Origin of the sequence: Lactococcus ileimucosae, assembly GCF_943193185.1 — a bacterium.
Lineage (GTDB): Bacteria > Bacillota > Bacilli > Lactobacillales > Streptococcaceae > Lactococcus > Lactococcus ileimucosae.
In genome coordinates, this window is sequence record NZ_CALPDE010000008.1 from 1 (window position 1) to 19,412 (window position 19,412).

The window sequence follows — 19,412 nt, forward strand, 5'->3', positions numbered from 1 at the left end:
TTATGACGGTCAAAATCAAAAACGATATTTTTTTGATTTTGAACTAATAAGGCGCTTAGGCAAGGTCCTACAGGACTTGCCGACCAGGATTAGCTCCTTTTAGGAGGAAGACGGAGGCTGGCATTATGACGGTCAAAATCAAAAACGATATTTTTTTGATTTTGAACTAATAAGGCGCTTAGGCAAGGTCCTACAGGACTTGCCGACCAGGATTAGCTCCTTTAGGAGCAATACTGGTAGCGCATTAAAAAGCAGCTCCTAAGAACCACCTTTTACATATAATCTTCTTTTTTATAACCAAAGTCAGACAAATCCATCTTACGGTCGCGCCAGTCATTCTTTACCTTAACCCAAGTTTCGAGGTAAACCTTATCTCCCAGCATCAACTCGATATCACGACGTGCCAGTTTCCCGATTTTACGAATCATGTCCCCGCCTTTTCCAAGGATAATTCCTTTTTGGCTCTTACGCTCAACAATAATCGTCGCCATGATATGAATTTTTCCAGTTTCTTCGTCACGCTTCATTGAATCTGTCGTTACTGCAATACTGTGCGGGACTTCTTCACGCGTTAGGAGCAAGATTTTTTCACGAATCATTTCGCTGACTAAGAAACGTTCCGGATGATCAGTTACCATATCTTCTGGAAAGTACTGTGGGCCTTCCTCAAGCTTGGCACTTAGTACCTCTAGTAATCGCTCTGTATTATTTCCTTGAAGCGCAGAAATCGGAATAACTTCTGCAAAATCCATTTGTGACGTATAGTCCGCAACAGTTTCAAAAAGAGCATCTGGATGAACTTTATCAATTTTATTAACCACCAAGATGACTGGAACTTCTGCTTTCTTCAAGCGTTCAATAATCATGTTTTCACCTGTAGAACGTGGTTCGTCCGCTGCGACCATGAAAAGCACCACATCGCATTCACGCAAGGTTGAATAGGCAGACTGCACCATAAAATCACCCAAGGCATTATGTGGCTTATGAATACCTGGCGTGTCGATGAAAACAATTTGTTCCTTGTTTGTCGTATAAATGCCTTGAATTTTATTACGTGTTGTTTGTGGCTTGTCACTCATGATGGCAATTTTTTGCCCCATTACATGATTTAAAAATGTCGATTTTCCGACATTTGGCCGACCTAAAATCGCTACAAATCCTGATTTAAATGTATTATTTGTCATAGAGTTATTCTATCATAATTCTCCCATTTATTCTCCCTTGTACCTTATTCACCATGCAGCAATTGGTAAAAATATTAATCTTTTTTTGAAAAAAAGATTATAGCCGCGCAATGCATATTTCAAATGCATAAGCATTACTCTAGAATATTGGATTAAATCTTTGCTAAACAGGGATTTTTAACTCTTGTAACTTTCAGCTAAAAATATGATAATATCACTAGGAATAGTTTTTTTTATAAAGGAGAAAAAACATGGAAAAAGCAAAATTTTTTAGTGCTGGTCCAATATGTGACCCTGTATGGCTTTGGTGTACGCTTGTGTCTACAAGACCAAACATGTGATTCTACTGGGCCTTATCGGACTATAGTGTCTTGGAATTTAAAGGAGAAATATGGAAAAAGCAAAACTCTTTAACCTTATCGGGGCCAACTGCTCTGACCGCTGGAGCTGGTGTCCCTCCTCTAATTCTTACAGTTTCTAGTTTTCTTAAATTAAAAACCATAGTTCTACCTGCGTGCACTGTCTGACAACGCACGCACTCGAATAAATGTGGATGAACAACTAGAAACTCCATACTGCCCAAACACTCCTTTCTGGAGCTGTTTAAATCAGATAGTCTGTCTGCAAGTATAACTAAAGTAGGAAAGGAATAATATGAAAGAAGCAAAATTTATTGGTCTTGCTAGAGTCGGTTGTCCTCTTGGCTATGTTTGGTGTCCAGATTTTAAGGGCATGTAATAAATCCTGTGAGAATTGAAATTTCTCACAGGATTTATCATTTAATCAGGTAACTCATCTTCTTGCTCTTTAAGACCTGCTTCTTCTGTTTTCTCTATAGAGAAGATAGGCGATACGCAAGCTCACAAGTCCTAAAACAACAGCCGTGATAGTCAGTGTATCTCCAACATCAGGCAAGCGATTGTTCGTACTTGGTGCATCCGGCGTTTCGCTCGGTGGTTCAGTCATACCAACATAGGTATTTTGAACAGCAAAGCCTTCTTGAGCATTACCTGTTATTTCAGCTGTGTAACCATTAACAGGGAGTTCTCTTACTTGATAATCAATCTCTCTTCCTTCTGAATCATAGCGAGGTAAGTTCTGGAAGAGTGTTTGCCATTCCGTGCTGGCTGTAAGCTGTCTCCGGCTAATCTCTCTGTCTTCCACCATAAGTTGAACGATAATGGCATCAGGTTGCAAATCTGCTGTCAGTTCTTTATGATCCCAGAGCTTTTTCACTGGAATGTTAATCGTTTCAGTGAGTAGGGCTGACTTGTCAAAACTATTGACAAAGACAGGAAGAAGTCCTTCAACCCGATCACCGTTTTTAGTTAACCATTGCTCCGCCAAAACAAGTAAACCATCTTGACCCTGTTCGATCTTAACAAACCATTTGTACTCCGCATTGTCATAAGTCCAACCTAGAGAACTTCCTCGTGTTTCATGAACGGTAAATTCAAAGGTTCCGGGGCGGTCAAAAGAAACTTCTGGAAAATGTACACGACCACTATTAGTGATACGCACCACATGACTGCCTGGATTCATGACAAATTCAAAGGTCTCGTCATCCGGGCTAGTATCCCCAGTAATCTGTTTTTCAACCTCTAGGCTTACTTGAACAGGATCCACCCAGACGTTATGAAGGTTGATGTTATCAGGGGTGGTTTGTGCATCCCATCCTGGAATCGGCAGTTCACGAATACGGTACTGAATTTCATTGCCATTGTCGTCAAACTTTGGTAAACCTTCAAAAGTATAGGTCCAGTCTGGCCCTTCAACGTTCAACTGTCGAACAACAAAATCGCCTTGCAAGAGCTGGACGGTGATATGACGAGGTGTTTGAACACCTTCAGGCATTTCCCAAGTTTTGACTCCCGATAACTGAATGGTTTCATGAACATAACGGTTGGTTTGCCGCACATGAATATTTTGCCCAATGTGCTCCAGTTCAACACTTCCTGTTCCGTTACTGATGCCTTCTTGAACAAAGCCAGAACCAAAACTATCCTGTTCGACAACTCGCCAATGGTCGCCTAATTCAAGAGCGATAGGTGCTGAGCTTTGCCCACTACGCAAGCGGATGACCTCGTCTTGTCTGACCCCATTAATATAGAGATCAAACAGAAACTCGTGATTGCTGTCATATCCCACGCCCAAAACGTTTTTTTCGATAATCAGCTGAGCTGAACCGTGGGGCACCTCGCGGTTGACGAAAACATAATGCGAAGTACCACCGTTTATCGTTGTTCCTCTCACCTCTTCAAGCATTTCGAAGAAGTCATCACTAGGTATTTCACGGATAGTATAGGATAGGCCCGGAGACAAGTCTGCAAAAGCAACTTTTTGACCATGTCTTAGGCGAATGGTGTCACCAGATACAAAGTTTTGCAACTCCCCCTCTACACCGTCTTCGATGATACGATACTGAAAAACTTGGGCTTCGCTCGGTTCAAAAGTCACCTCAAACTCAAATTCTCGTTCACGTAATATTTCATCATCTGATGAAAGAACTTGCTTTTCAAAAGAGAGAACTGCTGGTATTGGTTCAACACCCCCTACCTGATAACTGTTGACAAAATGATGTCTATTTGGCGCATCTTGAACGATACTTCCTTGGACAACTTCCGTTCCTGAAACAAAGCCTGCAGTTTCCAACTCACGAATCTGGTAAGAAGCTCCTACTGGCAAGTTATGAATGGTAAGAATTTCACCATGACGGAGTGTGACTGTATCGCCATTAGACACTGTACCTTCACGTACATCATCGTCATTTGTTGGGTCTTCATCAATCTGATAGCGGTTCGTCGTATAACGGAAGGCCGCATCCTCTGGTACATTTGAAAATTGAAGTTCAAATCTAAAGTCAATGGCTCTTTGTTCAGCTGTAACAGCTGAACCGTCTGAATTCACAACTTCTTTTTCCAAAATCAGATTCCCTAACCGTGTCATATCACGGTTAGTAAAGGCTGCAATCGATGGTTCAGAGTGGATGTTCCCTGATGAGTTATTTGCTTGACCATGCTGGAAGTCAATTTCTTCCACAATGTAATGAACACCGACAGGAATACCTGTAAACACCGCACGTTGACCATGACGAAGTTGTAAAGTTTCTCCTGAAGCAAGCTCGTGGTGGTCGCCTTGACCATCAATTTGATAGCTGTAAGTCCCGCCATCGGAGAAAGTGACACGAAACTCAAAAAGCTGTGCCCGTTGCTCCTCCGTTAACTCACGACCGTCATCATTAACCAAGGTCTTTTCGATAATCAAATCACCAGCTAAACGCCGGTTGTAGGCTGTAACGATAGGGGCTTCATTATTGCTTTCAGTGTCAACGGTAAAGTCATAACGACGAATCGGCTGTTGCTCTCCATCTAGTTCTGGTGCAAAGCCATAAGGTAGACGAACCTCTTGGAAAAAGTAGCGCCCCGGTGGCAAAGATACTGTGATTCGCCCTTCTTGATTCGTAGTGAATGTTGTATGAATTTGCTCTGGATTTTCTGGATTTTGATCTGGAATTCTAAATAACAGGAAATCCGCACCGGGTACAGGAACTTCTGTTCGATTTCCCTCTACATCAATCTCTAGCTTAAGTAAATGGACAGGACGTTCCGCACTTCTTGCTTGGCCGAGATTTAGCGCACTTTGCCTGCCACTGTTCCAAGCCAAAGTACCCGTAATCCCTGTCACCAGCATTGTCAATAAAAGCGCAGAAAGGAGAACACGACTTCTCACTGTTAATTTGCTTAAAATACGTTTAACTCTATTCAAGTCGAGTGCTCCTTTCTACATGGTTGGCTTGACTTCTAAACATTTTTCTACCTGTACATATCCTGAATGGTTTGAATGATACTTTGACCATTAGCCGTATTAAGATTTGAGTCCATATCTTCTCTCCAAAACTCTTCCAGATAGGTTGAATCATTAACTGAAAATTGTCCTATGGCATGAATTTGGTAAGAGCCGTCACCTTTCAACGTACTGAGCGCAGGCTGAGCAATCTTACTGTCCAAGAGGAAGCTCGTCGCTTGTCCGCTAAGTAAAAGGTCTGCCCAATAAGCCCAGCCCGTTTCTTGATCAATTACCCAGAAATGTCCCACGCGATCACTTTCTCCCAAGGCTTGCCATTGAGTAAAAGTCATTGGTGGGCGTTCCTGTTCCAGCACTTGACGTGTCTCATGCTGTTCAGGTGACTCTGGTGGGCCCATGATGGATGCATCAAACATACCCTCTGTCCAGTAATTAGCCGTCCCCTCACCGGGATGAGTTGCTCCGCCAGTTTCTACATCAACACCTGCACCAGCAGTTGCCGTCCGTATCGAGTTCGAATCCAAATTAAAGGTCGGCAAGAACCACGGACGATTTGTTCCATGAGTAGCTTGACCCAACTGCAAGTGGAAATAAGCATTAATCGGCGCATTGCTGCCTATGCGTGTACCCAGCGCTTCTGTCCCTGATGGTGATGCACCTGTCTCAGGTCCAGGAATCCATGTGGGCCAAGTCATTGGGTCATTGATATCAATATCTCCCCCTGGAACCAGAGAAACGCCGTTCTGAGTAAACAGTTCAGTAAATTTCACTCGAGTAAGGAGTGCCTCACTTCCAAAATTTTCCGCAAAAACGTCTTTGTTCCCTGATACATCATCAAAATAATCATGAACCCGTCCCTCATATTCAAGAGAGGGCTCACCTTCAAGCATATTCAACGCACGTTGAGCGATATTTGTGTAGGCAAAAGTCCCTCCAATCAAGACTAAGCTCACAACTAAAACACAAAATGCAATAAAAGTTTTGGTGCTTTTTTTCATAAGTTTGCTTCTCTATTCTTTAGTTCTCTGGGGGTAAGTAAGGAGAACTTTTCCAAGCAGTCCTGTACACCTTGGCAATAGCTTGCTGAACAAACTTAACCACTCCGTTTCCCTCAGTTGATAATATTGTTCATCAAGTCACTCGCAGAAGCTGTCACGCCTTGCCAAGTTGATATATCTTCTGCTGTGGCCAAGTCCGACTCTACATGCATGCCATAAAAACTTTCTCCATCGGAAAAGTTAACCTCCAAAGCATCCAGTAAAAGGCTGGTCGCCGAATTTGCTGGTACCCATGTTGCCCAATAGAACCAGCCGTCATTATCATGCACCCAGAAATTACCCGTTGGACGCCCCAAAGCAATCCAGTCATTCATCGTCATATAGCCACCATGTTGCGATTGGACCGTCGCCTGAGCAGTATGGGTCACATCAGAAGTCAGGACTTCTGCTCCATTTCTCGCATCCCAAGTGCGTAAAGTCGAGGTGTGAGCTTGTCCCAAGCTCCACTGGTCATGTGTCCCTGGCATGGAAATACCTAGGTTGGTGTTATAGGCTCCTGTCAATGTTTCAAGACCGCGACCAGTTGTGTTTGACTCTTGACTTTGATTGTTTTGATTAAAGGTCGGCATAAAAATTTTTGGTCGACTGTTATCATCTCCAAGATGGAGCGTAACATAATCACGCAAGCGTGAGAGAGTCGTTGCATCTGAAAGATAACCACCCGGTCGAACAACAGCCCATGAGTTATGATCAGCAAGGGTGGCATTTTCCAATCCTGCACCACTCAAAGGGGTTGCCTGATTGTTTTCTGCCGCTCCAGCACCAGCTCCTACCTCCATATATTCACTGAGGCGAACACGTGCCAAAATATTTTCCGAGGAGTAATTTTCCACATAGATATCCTTGTTGGTACGTCCCTGTTGGCGCGTAAGGTGATTCAAACCTTCAAAGTCATCATGCAGACGTCCGCCAGGGAGTTCCTCAAAGCGCGTTTCATTGACCGCCCGTTGACTGATTGATGTCCACGTAAAAGTACCTGCCGAAGTGATGCTTAAAACGCTCAGCAGCAAGATAGGAATAATATATCTTTTTTTAAAAGTTATTTTTGAAAGAAAGTTAAATTGCTTCATGGGACAGCACCTTTCTTTCATTTGACTTGCGCCGCTTGGTCCTGCGCTTTGGTTTGGTTCTTCGAGGTGTACTTCTGCCGCCGCTGCCATGTCTCCGTCTTGAGATGAGGAAAGTGAGCATTTCATGAAGCACAAGCATAAAGACAAGCATCAGGATAACCGAAACGATTAAATGCTCACGCACAAATTGTACAATCCGTCCAAGTGGATAACTCGAAAAAATCACCCTGCCAACAACATTACTGGCATGGACTACCTCAGTATCTGCACGTTCATTATCCACTCCTTTTGTGACAAAACCACGTTCACGTGTGCGCAAATAATCTTCTTCAATGCCAACAACTCGGTGGGTAACCGTACGATTAGCTTCGGTAACAAAAGTGATATCATCACCTATGTTCAGGCTGTTGGGATCTGTCTGACGTGTCAGGAGAAAAGTTCCTTTAGGATAAACGCTCTGCATCGAGTTAGAAAGGACTGTCATTGGTGAAAATCCCGCAAGATTTACCGGCCTATCGTTCTCATTCTGCAAAATAACTTGAGACTCTAAAAAGACTAGAAGCACAATGATAACCAAATAGAAAATCGTGTTGCCTAAAAGTCCCGCAGCCTTGGACTGGGGTTTAAGTTTAAATCTGCCCTTAGAAGGCTGGCGATCTTTTTTAGGCTCTTCATGATTCAAAGTCGACTTATTCTCGCCATAGAATTCCGATCGTGGCGCTGTAGAGACAGTCAACTTATTTACAACGATTGTCGGATAGTGCTTGGCTTCCTTAGGCTGTGCATAGTAGTATTTGTAGGTTCCCTCTTGCCTTGAAACTTCCTCAGCCTGTACTTCGTGGCTCACTTTCTGTTTTTGAGAAAGGGAAGCCTCTTTCTCAACTTCATGAGAAAGCACTTCTTTCTTGACTTTTTTTACTGGTCTACTTGGTTCTTGCAGCACAGACTGGGCAGAAATTATGGGCTGTGCTTTTTCTTTAGACTTTGGCGGAAGAACAATCGCTGGTTCAGCGGTTCGCGAAGAAGGGTACCGAACATCTATTTGCTTTTCAAAAGACCCTGTAGCTCGAGAAACTTCCTGTTTAGATGCTTCAAGGCGTGACTCAGTAGCAAGTATTCTTGCCCTTATCTTATCTTGAATAGCCTGAATATCTTCTGGAAAGTCACAAGCTGCAGTCGCAAAGTCCTCGCCACCACTAAGATCATGATAGATAACCTTTTCTACCGACTCTTTTCCTTTCTGAGTTTTGTTCATACCCCCTCCTTTCTAGTCAAAATGGACCACTTTAGACCCTTTATAAGCAAAAATTACTAATGCGTATTTTTCATTTCTTTACTTTACTTTTATTACATATAGTTTATGAACTCATTATACCAAAAAAGCTTTACATTAAAAAATAATAAGTATTTCCCGCGATTTTCTTATTCTAAACTTGCAACGAAAAGATTATTTGTAGCTATGCTGAATATATTACGGACTGTGGGAGCAAATCTGTCTGAAGTTTTACTGCTAAAAGAGTGCTCAGCGAAGCTCTTTCGGAGTCGTCAAATCACAAAATAACTCATCGCTGGGGATTTTTCTTTCACAGACTCGCTTTAGGCAAAATCTGGGACCACTTTCACCAGTAAGAAAATTTTCCTTTGACAGGAATTACTTGCTATGTTCAAGTACTGGCCCTTCATTTGTCTGCGCCCTTTATATTGCAGTAATATTTAAAATGTACAATAACTAGGCAAATTGTGACGCTACAAAACTGCAGGATGAAAAAAACACTCCCAGTCAGTCTGCGCTATATGCTATAACAGGAGTGTTTTGTTCTTCAATTGTTTTACTGCCAGAAATATCTTTCCTAGTTTTTCAGGTATAAAATCTCACTCATAATCTCAAAGCCATTTTTTTCATAAACAGCGATGGCACGGTGATTATCTTTGACCACACTCAGCTGAAAAGGCAATGTGTTACGCTGATTTAAATCTGTCATCATTAAACTGATAGCAGCTGTGCCGATACCTTGGTTTTGATTTTCAGGGCGTACAGCTAAACCAAAAAAATAATTAGACAGTTCCTCATAACTAATGGCAGCTGAACCGACTATTTGCTCGTTCATTCTAAAGATGTATTGAATAATCTGAGGGTCTTTGATACTTTCTTCAGCATAGCGCCGTGCTTCTTCTAATCTTTCATCAAATACCTTTGCCTGAAATAAGGCAATTTCCTCAACATCTTGATATGTCGCTTCTTTTACTTCCAAGGACTGATGATTTATTGCCTTACCGGGTTGATTTTCCGCTTTCATCAATAATTCTCTTTCGTCATCAATCGAGAATTTATCCAGTAGCCAAGTATTTTTTTCAAGAAAAGCATGTTCAGTTTTATAAAGGCAAGATTGGATATGATATTTTTCCAACTGTTGTTTTGCTTGGGCGATTAAAGCTGATGCAACTCTCTTTTGCCGATGCTCAGGATGAACAAAAATGAACAATGTCGCTTCATCTGGATTATCTGCATCGATAAAAATAAAGCCAACCAACTGCTCATCTTTGTACGCTAGGTAAAAAGCCTCCATATCCGGATAGACATTAAACCGATTGGACAAATAAACCGACCGAAATGTTCCGTCATATTGATGGACAATGCTCTCCAACTCTCTAACTGCTTGCTTTTCCTCTTCCGTTAAGATCGTTTTTGTTTCTACAAACATGATTCCTCCCCCTAATTTCTGATAAAGAAATTCAATGCTTTTATCTACACCTAAAACTATTTTTTACACTTCCCTAACCGTTCAATGAAGTAAGTGTTTTCTATACAAAAAAACTGGGACCTTTTCGACGTGCCCAGCTCCTTGTGAGATAAGGCTCTCACTGCTGTCCCTTGTAACTATTATAAGAATTTCAGTATTTTTTGTCAATTGCTCTATTTTTCTTAAACATTTAAAATTTTTCAGTGATACATCAAGGAACTTTATCGTATAACATAAAACATTTCTAATGATTTAAACAAATGTTATACTTGATAAATGTAGTAACGGAGTGAGCGCAGAAATCTGTCATTTCGAAAACCATTTTTGATATCAATACATTCGTCTGATTTCAAGCCAAAAGTTATTCAGTATCTTCAAATCCGTGTAAAAAAACGTCCAAAGAATTTGTGTAGGTATGAGATGAGGAGTAACCTATGTGATTCGATGACCGTTTTCACAGTATCAGCTCTTTTTCTAGATTTCCCTTAACTTTGATCACTGGGAGAAAGTAAAAGAAGATCACTTTATCTAAAGTCCCTAAACAAAAAGCGCTTAACCACCGTATTCTTATATAGGGTTAAGCACTTTTTCATTTTGGGGACTTTTACTCCAAAGAGCATTCTTGACTGGCTTTCCTACTTATTTTGACTTGTAGCCCGTCTCTTTTCTGTACTTTTCTCAGCCCAAGTTATCATCCCCCACTGTTTCTACAAACTTTTTTTATCACTACCTTCTAGCCAAGCTGTCCCCTGCCCCTCGAGGTACTCCACTGCATCGCGAACGGTATTTATAGGTACGATGGACATGTCTGAGTGCAGCCATTCTGCTGTATTCTTTGCCTGAATGTAGTTGTTACTATTCTGGGTCGTTCCATCATCGTAAACAAAAAACACATCCATCTCCTGACGTTCAGCAGCGATAACCTTTTGTCTAATGCCTCCAACAGGCCAGACTGCTCCACCAAGTGCTATTGACGCACTTCCTGTAACTTTACGTCCCTGAGTCAGGTCTCTTCCTGCCAGTTTGCTATAAATATCCAAGGTAAAGAGCAAACCGCCAGAAGGACCACTAACTTCGCCAACATTTATACTGACATGTGGTTCACTGAGAAGCCGCGTTTTCTCCACTAGGGTCACACCTATACCTGTTGCACCATTATCCAGCTTGATGTAATTCCCTTCTGCTGTCTGCTCCACTTTTTCTCCATTTACCTCACGTTGATACTGGAGTTTGACTGGCGCACCCACTTCCTGCTTTTTAATGTACTCATACATTTCCTCACTACTTTCAAAACCTTGCCCATCCACATGAGTAATCAAGTCTAAAGGTCGTAAGACATTACGGAAGCTTGAACGGCTTGCTAGGTCTGTAACATAGGCTCCACCATACTCAAAATCTATCGGTTTTCTTGCAAGACGAAACGCTTCCCATATCGCGATGTTCTCTGACACACGCATCTGCATCTGGCTGATAATCTCATCTTGCTGTCTTTTTGATAATGCTTGCTCTCTTGAATAGGAAGGATGAATGTCCGCATATCGGTCAAAGATATTGTAAATAAGCAGACTGACATTGGCAGGCGCAGTTTTTACTGTAGGAAGATAGAAGCCTCCGTCAGCTTTTACAGGTGCCTTGTGTCCCGAAACCTCAATACTTTCGTTCAAAGACTTAACACCGCCCGGAATTTCGATACGATAGGGGAGTGGAAAGATGAGGAATACTGCTAGGAGTATTAAGGCGATTATCTTAATAGAAGTCTTTAACTTTTTAGGCAACTTCTTTTTCATAGGGCCTTTCCTTCTCTTGTCTTAGTAGGTCATTTTTCACTTGTTCCTACTCATATGTAAAAGACAAAAAAGCTAAAAAAGAGAAATTGCCCAGAAAAATATTTTTCAGTGCGCTTCCTCTCTTCTTTTTTATCTGTCTTTCATACTGCTTATGGTTGCGGTGTATGACGAGCTTCAAGATGTTCAACAATTTCTTGTGCTGCCACAGTGTTATCTTCCGGAGCATCAAGGAATTGATCCAAATCATCAAAGGAAACAAACTCACCGATGACATGGATGCTGTATCTCCAGTCATGTGCTGATGCACTTGGGAAGTTCGTTCTCAAGTTGTCTTCAAAGTCATCTGTCTGTGAAATATCATCAAGAAGGTAAGGTGTTGCCTCACCAGACTCTAGAGGCATTGCAAAGTAAGCCCAGCCACTTTCTTGGTCGATAATCCATGTTTGACCAATACCAGCCTGTGCAGCTGAAGAAAGAGCCAACCATTGTGCTGCTGTAACCGGTCCACGGTCTTGATTCAAGACTGGTGCTGCTGTATGTGTGTCTCCAGTTTCATCTTGTGGTCTGATAGACACTGCTGTATCATCTTCCTGCCAAAAACCTTCTGTTCCCTCTCCTGGGTGTGTCACATCATCGATGAGGAAGTCACGCGCATCACCTGCGGCAGCAGTTTGGAAGTTATTTGGATCCAAGTTAAAGGTTGGCATAAAGTACATGGTTGTTCCCGGTACACGTGCCATACCTAAGTTCCAGTTCCAGTAATCATTGAAAAGTGAACTGCGAGGACCTTGGCGGTCGTCAGTCGCATAATCCCCACCTGTATCTGGACCTGGGATAAATGTTGTCCAAGTGTTCGAGTCATCAGGATCAACCGATGGGTCATCGTCAACAGGCTGCCCTGCAACTTCCATATACTCTTTCAACTTGATACGGACAAATAGTGTATCTTGCCCGTAGTTTTCAGCAAAGATATCCTTGTTACCAGAGTCACGGTCGAACTGGTCGTGGATACGTCCACCATGTTCAGGGACACGTTGACCCTCAATATCATTCAAGGCACGTTGGCTAAATGATGTCCAGGCAAATGTACCTGCCAAGAGTAGGGCTGCACCTGCGGCTACAACAGGCCACAGTTTTCTTTTCGATGTTTTGTTTTTCATAAACACTCCTTATGTTTAGTAATTTTTTACTTTATTTTTTTATGGTCTGACTTCGTCAGACATGCTCGGCGTTTCGTTTTTAGCAAAACGTCTTTTCTTTTTCCTGCCCTTGGCTGGTTTCTTCTCCTCTCTTTCCCCCAGTGCTTCGTGGTTCCCTTGCTTTTTCTCACGCTGTACATAGAAGAAAGATAGGATATACTTGATCAGAACATCTAGGAAAACAAGGAAGAGAACAAAGGTTGCAAAAGCCAACAGCATGTTCTCACGGATAAAGCTCAATATATGACCAATCAGTGCACTAGAGAAGATAACCTTACCTATCACATTTCGCGCATGAACAATCTCACTGTCAATCTGCCTATTGTTCACACCTTTGGTTTCAAATCCACGTTGACCTGTCGATAGATGATTCTCTCGGATACCTACGATACGGTGAGTGACCGTCCGCCCCTGCTCTGTGATGAAGGTGATATCATCACCAACTTCCAGAGATTGATGTTCCACATCTCGTGTCATCAGAAAGTCACCACGAGCATAAACATCTCGCATACTGTCCGAAAGAACAATCATGGGAGAAAAGCCTGCAATGTTTCGGGGTGTCGTATCTTCGGACTGTGCGATAACAGCAGACTCGATGAAGATGAAAAGCGCTGTTAGGACGATATAGAAGATAATATTCCCCACCCACTTTCCTTTGCCGGATTTGGTTTCTTGGGAGGCCACAAGAGGCTGAGCAATCCTTTGTCTTTCTTGCTCCTCTTTGTGCGCTTCCAACTGCTCTTGAAAGGCTTGCATCTGCAGTTGCAGAGTATTCTGCATCATGAGTAGCGTTTCTTCTTGAGGGAGCTCTGAAGTTTGTGGCAAGGGTTGAGTATACTCCTCAGGCGGCGGTGCCCGTCTCTGCGTGAGCTCCGCGGCCCGTTGAGCTGCAGCTTCAGCCTCTTTTTTGAGGTCATCAATTGTTTCTTGAGTAAAAGAAAAGCTGTGGGTTCTTGGCGGTTCAGCCGCCGCTTCATGCGCCAACTGAGTAACTGCTGGCTCTGAAAACTTCCCCCGTTCAGCCGGCTTATTTTTTAGTGCCTCAATCGTATTTTTCATTTGCGTCATTATAAAGTTTCCTCTTTTTGCGCCTAATAGAGTAGACAGCATTAAATTCATGATGTTAAAATTACGAAAACATAAAATAGATTTCTATAATTTCTATATGTTACATTTTCTTTATAAAAACATTATACCAGAAATTTGTAAGAAACAAAACCTTAATAAGAAATTCATGTGGATTTCATGAATTTTCTAAAGTAAAAACAAGAAAAAAGTAGTCCCTAAGACTACTTAGACCTTAATCCCAGTCCCCTGTTTCAAACTTCACGATATCTCCTGTATAGACATCAATGTAAAACTCATGAGTGAGACCGTCTCTTCCACGGTATTCAAGTTCCCAAACACGTATGCCTGCTTCGCGATCTATACCAGAATGATTACGGAAGCTTGCGTCAATGTTGCGGGACTGCAGATACTTCTCGGCAATTTCGCGCGCCTCATCTAGACTGAGCTGTCTTCTCTGCTGATTACCTTCTGGACGTTGTTCTGGCGCTGGTGTTCGTTCTTCCTCCGAGGGTTGCCCTTGTGTTGGCGGGCTATTCCTCTCCCTATCCCTATCCTCTACCTGTCGCGGGAGTTCCCGCTGATGGGTAAACTGTTGTCGCTCTCGCCACTCCTCAATAAAGTCAAGCGCTATATACAAGCTTCCCAGTAGTAAGACTACGGCAGCAGCAATAGATGCAATTATAATCCAAAATCTACGTTTATCCCTATCCATTCCTATATCCCTTCTTATTGCTTTTGATTAGAAAAAAATAAATCTCTTCTTACTCATATTGTAACAAAATGTTACAATTAAGAAAAAAGAGATGCAAATCCGCACAAAAAATTTTTATTTAAGAAATAAAAATAGAAAGGAATAGCTTGATATTCCTTAACATTTAAAAAAATTATTACTTAAAAAGAACTTTTTCTCCCTTGAAACTTTCATTCAAAAACATGATAATGTTCTTGCATAGGCAATATTTGTTTTTAATAGAAAGGAGAAAGGATGAAAGAAGCTAAACTCTTCCCGCTCATCGTTGGTGGGTGTGTTCCTGGTGGAGTGTGGTGTCAAATGAAGTCCCTAGTATAAATCTTTAAAAGAAGATTATACTCCTACAATTCCCTACGGCAGATATAGCTTTTGATGTTTTGCATGTTACTTCCCCTTAAAGTAAGAAAGCTTTACTTAAGCTAACCTATCTGCTGTCATTGCCTAAACTTAAAAGAGAACTAATCACATTGCTTAGTTCTCTTGCTTTTTTAAGCCTTTCTTGCGCTTGTATAGTTGGAACCACAGCGCTAGTAATAGAAAACCTAAGAACAGGAGAAGCAACATGGCTATTATCGTCAATGAAGAAAAGGGCATTTTTGCCCTTGAAACGCAAAACAGCCTTTATCAAATGCAGATTGGCAAATTTGGTCATCTGTTCCATATGTACTATGGAGAAAAAATGGTCCCGCAAGACTTGTCATACTTATTATTTGACGGGCAAGCCAACTTCACTCCCTACCCCTATGAGTCAAACAATCGTTCAGATTCACTGGACTTTCTGCCTCAAGAATATCCCACTTCAGGCACAGGTGATTTACGCAGTGTTGCTCTAGACATTGAAAATGAAGACGGTACACATGTGGTGGATTTACGTTTTAAGACTTTTGAGTTGATGTCAGGAAAATATAGACTGGAAAGTTTGCCAAGTTTTTTTGCTAAAGCTGACGAAAAAGTCGAAACTTTAAAAATTATTCTCTTTGACAAGATTTCTAATATCGAAGTTGAATTATACTACGGTGTCTTTGAAGATAGGGACGTGATTACACGGGCAAGCCGTATCACAAATTTAGGGACAGCATCTATCACTATCAGAAAAGCACAGTCTCTAACTTTAGATTTTCATACAGGCCAGTTTGATTTGATTCATTTTCATGGTAAATGGACGATGGAGCGTCAGTTCGAACGTCTTCCCATTCGTCACAGTACACACAGCTTTGGATCAAATCATGGCGTTTCAAGCAACCGTCAAAATCCTGGTTTTATAATCGCAGACAAGAACACCACTGAAACGTCCGGGGCTTGCTATGGTTTCAACTTGGTTTACAGCGGGAATTTTACAGCAACAGCTGAACAATCAAGTCTGGAGCTAAGCCGTATAACCCTAGGTTTGGGCGATTCTACTTTCTCATGGCGCTTGGTTACAGGTGAAGCTTTTGGAACACCCGAAGCTATCTTGTCTTACTCCTCTCAGGGCTTCGAGAGAATCTCTCAGAACTTTCACGATGTCATCAGACAAAATCTCAGCCGAAGTAAATTTACGAATACCAGTCGTCCAGTACTTATCAACAACTGGGAAGCAACCTACTTTGACTTCACAGGTGAAAAGCTACTCGATATTGCTCAAAGTGCAACAGAAATCGGTGTGGACTTGCTGGTCATGGATGACGGCTGGTTTGCTAACCGCTTTGACGACAACCGTTCCCTTGGAGATTGGTATGTTAATGAAGAAAAGCTTGGGATGCCACTCAAAGATTTTGTGCATAAGATTAATGATTTGGGACTAAAATTCGGCCTCTGGATAGAACCTGAAATGGTTAGCGAAGAAAGTGAACTTTATCGCGCACATCCCGAATGGGCACTAAATTTTCCACATCGAAAACCTCTCATGGGCCGTAATCAGCTTGTTTTAGATATGTCTAAGCCAGAAGTTATTGAATATCTCTTTGATTGTCTAACTTCTATTTTTGATCAGGCAAATATTGAATATGTGAAGTGGGACATGAATAGACCGATTACCGATTGGTTTTCCAAAGATTTAGTTAATGGTCGCCAAGGCGAGCTACAGCACCGTTATATTTTGGGGCTTTATGACTTATTGGAACGTTTAACCTCGCGTTATCCTAACGTCTGTTTTGAGAGATGTGCAAGTGGTGGTGCGCGTTTCGACTTGGGAATGCTTTATTATCAGCCACAAATCTGGACGTCTGATAACACAGATGCCATCAATCGCTTAAAAATCCAATATGGGATGAGCTTTTTCTACCCTATATCATCCATGGGCGCACATGTTGCAGTTTCACCAAGTCATAGTAACGGACGGATAACAACACTGAAAACACGGGCCTTAACAGCTGCAGTGGGAACTTTCGGATATGAGCTAGACCTCACAAAAATGACTAATGATGAGAAAGCTGAAGCTTTAGATTACACAAAGGCTTATAAAGCCTATCAAAAACTAATTTTTTCTGGTGATTATTACCGTCTTGAAAATCCATTTGACACGGAATGCTCTTCTTGGCAGATTGTTTCCAAGGATAAGTCAGAAAGTCTTTTGACCTTTGTAGCGACAAATGTAACCGGATACCCACCTGCTTTTTATTTAAAAGCCAAGGGACTTGATAAATCCGCTCTTTATCTCGTTGAAGGGCAAGAATATTATGGTTCAGTTTTGATGAATATCGGTATCAAGCTCCCTAAGCTAACAGGTGTTTACCCCTCTGTCCAATATTATATTAAAAAATCTAAAAGAGCTGGAAAAAAACAGTTGTAAAGAAGAAATGCAATACCACCAGTTTCTTCCCCATTTTTTAAACTCTTCAACCTAACGCTTTTACTGGTTTCAGCTTTCTTTCTATATAGAAAATGTCCCCTCTAATTACTCAAGGGAACATCTGATACTTAAAGCTCTTTTCACCGGTTCCAGAATGTAAAAACTGAAATTCGATAAAACGCTTCTCTGATTATTTATCACCACGGTTTCGCATTACAAAGCCGGTTTGCTTTTCACTCCCCTGTGTTTTAGGTTTGCGGTCTTTTTTGTAATATTCACGTTTTTTATCGTCACGATCGCGCCAGTTACGTTTCTTATCGTCAGCTTTACCACGGTAGCCACCTTTGCCACTACGCTCACGCCCGTAACGGCCACTCCCTTTGCTTCCTTTAGACTTACCTTTAAAGCCCTTGTTTTCACCGTTAAATGGCAGTGGACGTTCTGCTGTGATTTGGACTTCTGGCATTGTGTCTGGATCCTTCACACGGCTTTGGATAAGCATCGCAACGAGTTCTTTCACATCATAGTCTGCCATCAGTTGCTCTGCATCTGCATCAAACTTAGCCAACTTACTTTTGAGCTTTTCCTCTTGCAGGTCGCGTTTAATCTCATCCATAGCTACAGAAAGGCTCGCTTGATAAGCATCCTCTTTTGTTGGTGGACGCATAGCTTTCATTTCTTTTTTCGTCAACTTTTCAATAGCACGAAGATAGCCCATTTCATTGTAGCTAACAAAGGTTACAGAGCGACCAGATTTGCCTGCACGACCTGTACGCCCAATACGGTGGACATAGCTTTCCTGGTCCTGAGTGATGTCATAGTTGTAAACGTGAGTAACTCCTGAAATATCAAGACCACGCGCTGCAACGTCAGTTGCAACCAAAATATCCAAATGTCCACCTTTAAAGTCACGTAAAACACGTAAACGTTTATTTTGATCTAGGTCCCCATGAATGCCTTCTGCACGATAGCCACGTAATTTCAAGCCACGTGTGATTTCATCTACACGGCGTTTTGTACGTCCAAATACAATTGCAAGTTCTGGACGTTCAACATCAAGTAAACGTGTCAAGACATCAAATTTTTCAAACTCTTTTGTCTTGATAAAGTATTGGTCAATGCGATCCGCGGTCATTTCTTTAGCAGCCACCTTGACATGTTCAGGATTTTTCATGAATTTCACACCAATTTTTTTGATGTCATTTGGCATTGTTGCTGAAAAGAGCAATGTTTGACGTTCTACTGGCGTTTTCCCAATGATGAACTCAATATCATCAAGGAAGCCCATGTTGAGCATCTCGTCTGCTTCATCAAGAATCAATGTTTCAAGATGTGAAAGGTCAAGTGCTTTACGCTTAAGCAAATCAACCATACGTCCTGGTGTACCAACAACGATATGGGCACCTGAGCGCAAGGCCTTGATTTGTTTTTCAATGCTTGAACCGCCAAACACTGTACGTACTTTAAGCCCTTTAGATTTACCAAAACGGAAGAGCTCTTCCTGACCTTGCACAGCAAGTTCGCGTGTTGGTGCAACAACAAGCGCTTGAATGGCTTTATTTTCTGGATTAATTTTTTCGATAGTTGGGAGACCAAAAGCGGCTGTTTTCCCTGTCCCTGTCTGGGCTTGTCCAAGAACGTCACGTCCTGAGAGCGCTAACTGGATAGTTTGCTCTTGGATGGGCGTTGGCTGTTTATAACCGATAGCTGTAAGAGTTTCGACAATGCCTTCTGAAAGGCCTAGTTCGTTGAATTTCAATTGTTTCACCTATAATTTTCTAAATTTGCCCTTGGCAAATATGACGACCAAGCTCGAAAGCTCAGTTACAGGCGAAAAAATATTTGTCTTAACTCGCCTGAATATATAACTTGACTATTATATCATACTTTTAAAAATGTAAATGCTTACCACCTTTTCTTTTTTTAAATTTTTTTGAACACAAAGGAAAAAACCAAAAAAAGCCCACAAGGGGCTTGTCC

General features: G+C 41.8%; 12 protein-coding genes. 1 reads left to right on the forward strand and 11 read right to left on the reverse strand.

The window, feature by feature from the left end; translation table 11 throughout:
• Positions 1-272 precede the first annotated feature (272 nt).
• The 10 genes from era to NFR51_RS04965 all read right to left on the reverse strand — a co-directional run bounded on the left by era (position 273) and on the right by NFR51_RS04965 (position 14,623).
• Positions 273-1,184, reverse strand: coding sequence for a GTPase Era (gene era / locus NFR51_RS04920; RefSeq protein ID WP_251712601.1), 912 nt, complete (start codon positions 1,182-1,184; stop codon positions 273-275).
• An 807-nt stretch (positions 1,185-1,991) separates the two neighbouring features.
• Complete coding sequence (locus tag NFR51_RS04925; protein WP_251712602.1) at positions 1,992-4,949, reverse strand: DUF7601 domain-containing protein; 2,958 nt, start codon at positions 4,947-4,949, stop codon at positions 1,992-1,994.
• A gap of 47 nt (positions 4,950-4,996) precedes the next feature.
• Positions 4,997-5,986: a hypothetical protein gene (locus NFR51_RS04930; RefSeq protein ID WP_251712603.1), complete on the reverse strand. Its 990-nt coding sequence runs from the start codon at positions 5,984-5,986 to the stop codon at positions 4,997-4,999.
• A gap of 113 nt (positions 5,987-6,099) precedes the next feature.
• Positions 6,100-7,116 carry a hypothetical protein gene (locus NFR51_RS04935; protein WP_251712604.1) on the reverse strand — a complete coding sequence of 339 codons (1,017 nt, stop codon included), beginning with the start codon at positions 7,114-7,116 and terminating at the stop codon, positions 6,100-6,102.
• Positions 7,103-8,371: a signal peptidase I gene (locus NFR51_RS04940; protein WP_251712605.1), complete on the reverse strand. Its 1,269-nt coding sequence runs from the start codon at positions 8,369-8,371 to the stop codon at positions 7,103-7,105. The genes NFR51_RS04935 and NFR51_RS04940 overlap by 14 nt, the downstream gene beginning before the upstream one ends.
• A gap of 595 nt (positions 8,372-8,966) precedes the next feature.
• On the reverse strand, positions 8,967-9,818 hold the full coding sequence (locus tag NFR51_RS04945; protein ID WP_251712606.1) for a GNAT family N-acetyltransferase: 852 nt from the start codon (positions 9,816-9,818) through the stop codon (positions 8,967-8,969).
• 746 nt (positions 9,819-10,564) lie between these two features.
• Positions 10,565-11,644, reverse strand: a complete 1,080-nt coding sequence (locus tag NFR51_RS04950) for a SepM family pheromone-processing serine protease (protein WP_251712607.1) — start codon at positions 11,642-11,644, stop codon at positions 10,565-10,567.
• A gap of 149 nt (positions 11,645-11,793) precedes the next feature.
• Entirely contained in the window at positions 11,794-12,804 is a 1,011-nt protein-coding gene (locus NFR51_RS04955; protein ID WP_251712608.1) for a hypothetical protein, read from the reverse strand.
• A 39-nt stretch (positions 12,805-12,843) separates the two neighbouring features.
• A complete protein-coding gene (locus NFR51_RS04960) occupies positions 12,844-13,911 on the reverse strand; it encodes a signal peptidase I (RefSeq protein WP_251712609.1) in 1,068 nt (355 codons plus the stop codon).
• A 232-nt stretch (positions 13,912-14,143) separates the two neighbouring features.
• A complete protein-coding gene (locus NFR51_RS04965) occupies positions 14,144-14,623 on the reverse strand; it encodes a PepSY domain-containing protein (protein WP_251712610.1) in 480 nt (159 codons plus the stop codon).
• 601 nt (positions 14,624-15,224) lie between these two features.
• On the opposite strand from NFR51_RS04965, the gene NFR51_RS04970 reads away from it, so the two are divergent.
• Positions 15,225-17,432: an alpha-galactosidase gene (locus NFR51_RS04970; RefSeq protein ID WP_251712611.1), complete on the forward strand. Its 2,208-nt coding sequence runs from the start codon at positions 15,225-15,227 to the stop codon at positions 17,430-17,432.
• A gap of 190 nt (positions 17,433-17,622) precedes the next feature.
• Here NFR51_RS04970 and cshA read toward each other — a convergent pair whose 3' ends face one another.
• Positions 17,623-19,191, reverse strand: a complete 1,569-nt coding sequence (cshA, locus tag NFR51_RS04975) for a degradosome RNA helicase CshA (RefSeq protein ID WP_251712612.1) — start codon at positions 19,189-19,191, stop codon at positions 17,623-17,625.
• Positions 19,192-19,412 lie beyond the last annotated feature (221 nt).

Bases quoted from the DNA above. Each gene is read 5' to 3' on its own strand.
- NFR51_RS04940 (WP_251712605.1), bottom strand. From the start codon at position 8,371: ATGAACAAAACTCAGAAAGGAAAAGAGTCGGTAGAAAAGGTTATCTAT.
- NFR51_RS04950 (WP_251712607.1), bottom strand. From the start codon at position 11,644: ATGAAAAAGAAGTTGCCTAAAAAGTTAAAGACTTCTATTAAGATAATC.
- era (WP_251712601.1), bottom strand. From the start codon at position 1,184: ATGACAAATAATACATTTAAATCAGGATTTGTAGCGATTTTAGGTCGG.
- NFR51_RS04935 (WP_251712604.1), bottom strand. From the start codon at position 7,116: ATGAAGCAATTTAACTTTCTTTCAAAAATAACTTTTAAAAAAAGATAT.
- NFR51_RS04955 (WP_251712608.1), bottom strand. From the start codon at position 12,804: ATGAAAAACAAAACATCGAAAAGAAAACTGTGGCCTGTTGTAGCCGCA.
- NFR51_RS04970 (WP_251712611.1), top strand. From the start codon at position 15,225: ATGGCTATTATCGTCAATGAAGAAAAGGGCATTTTTGCCCTTGAAACG.
- NFR51_RS04960 (WP_251712609.1), bottom strand. From the start codon at position 13,911: ATGACGCAAATGAAAAATACGATTGAGGCACTAAAAAATAAGCCGGCT.
- NFR51_RS04930 (WP_251712603.1), bottom strand. From the start codon at position 5,986: ATGAAAAAAAGCACCAAAACTTTTATTGCATTTTGTGTTTTAGTTGTG.
- NFR51_RS04945 (WP_251712606.1), bottom strand. From the start codon at position 9,818: ATGTTTGTAGAAACAAAAACGATCTTAACGGAAGAGGAAAAGCAAGCA.
- NFR51_RS04965 (WP_251712610.1), bottom strand. From the start codon at position 14,623: ATGGATAGGGATAAACGTAGATTTTGGATTATAATTGCATCTATTGCT.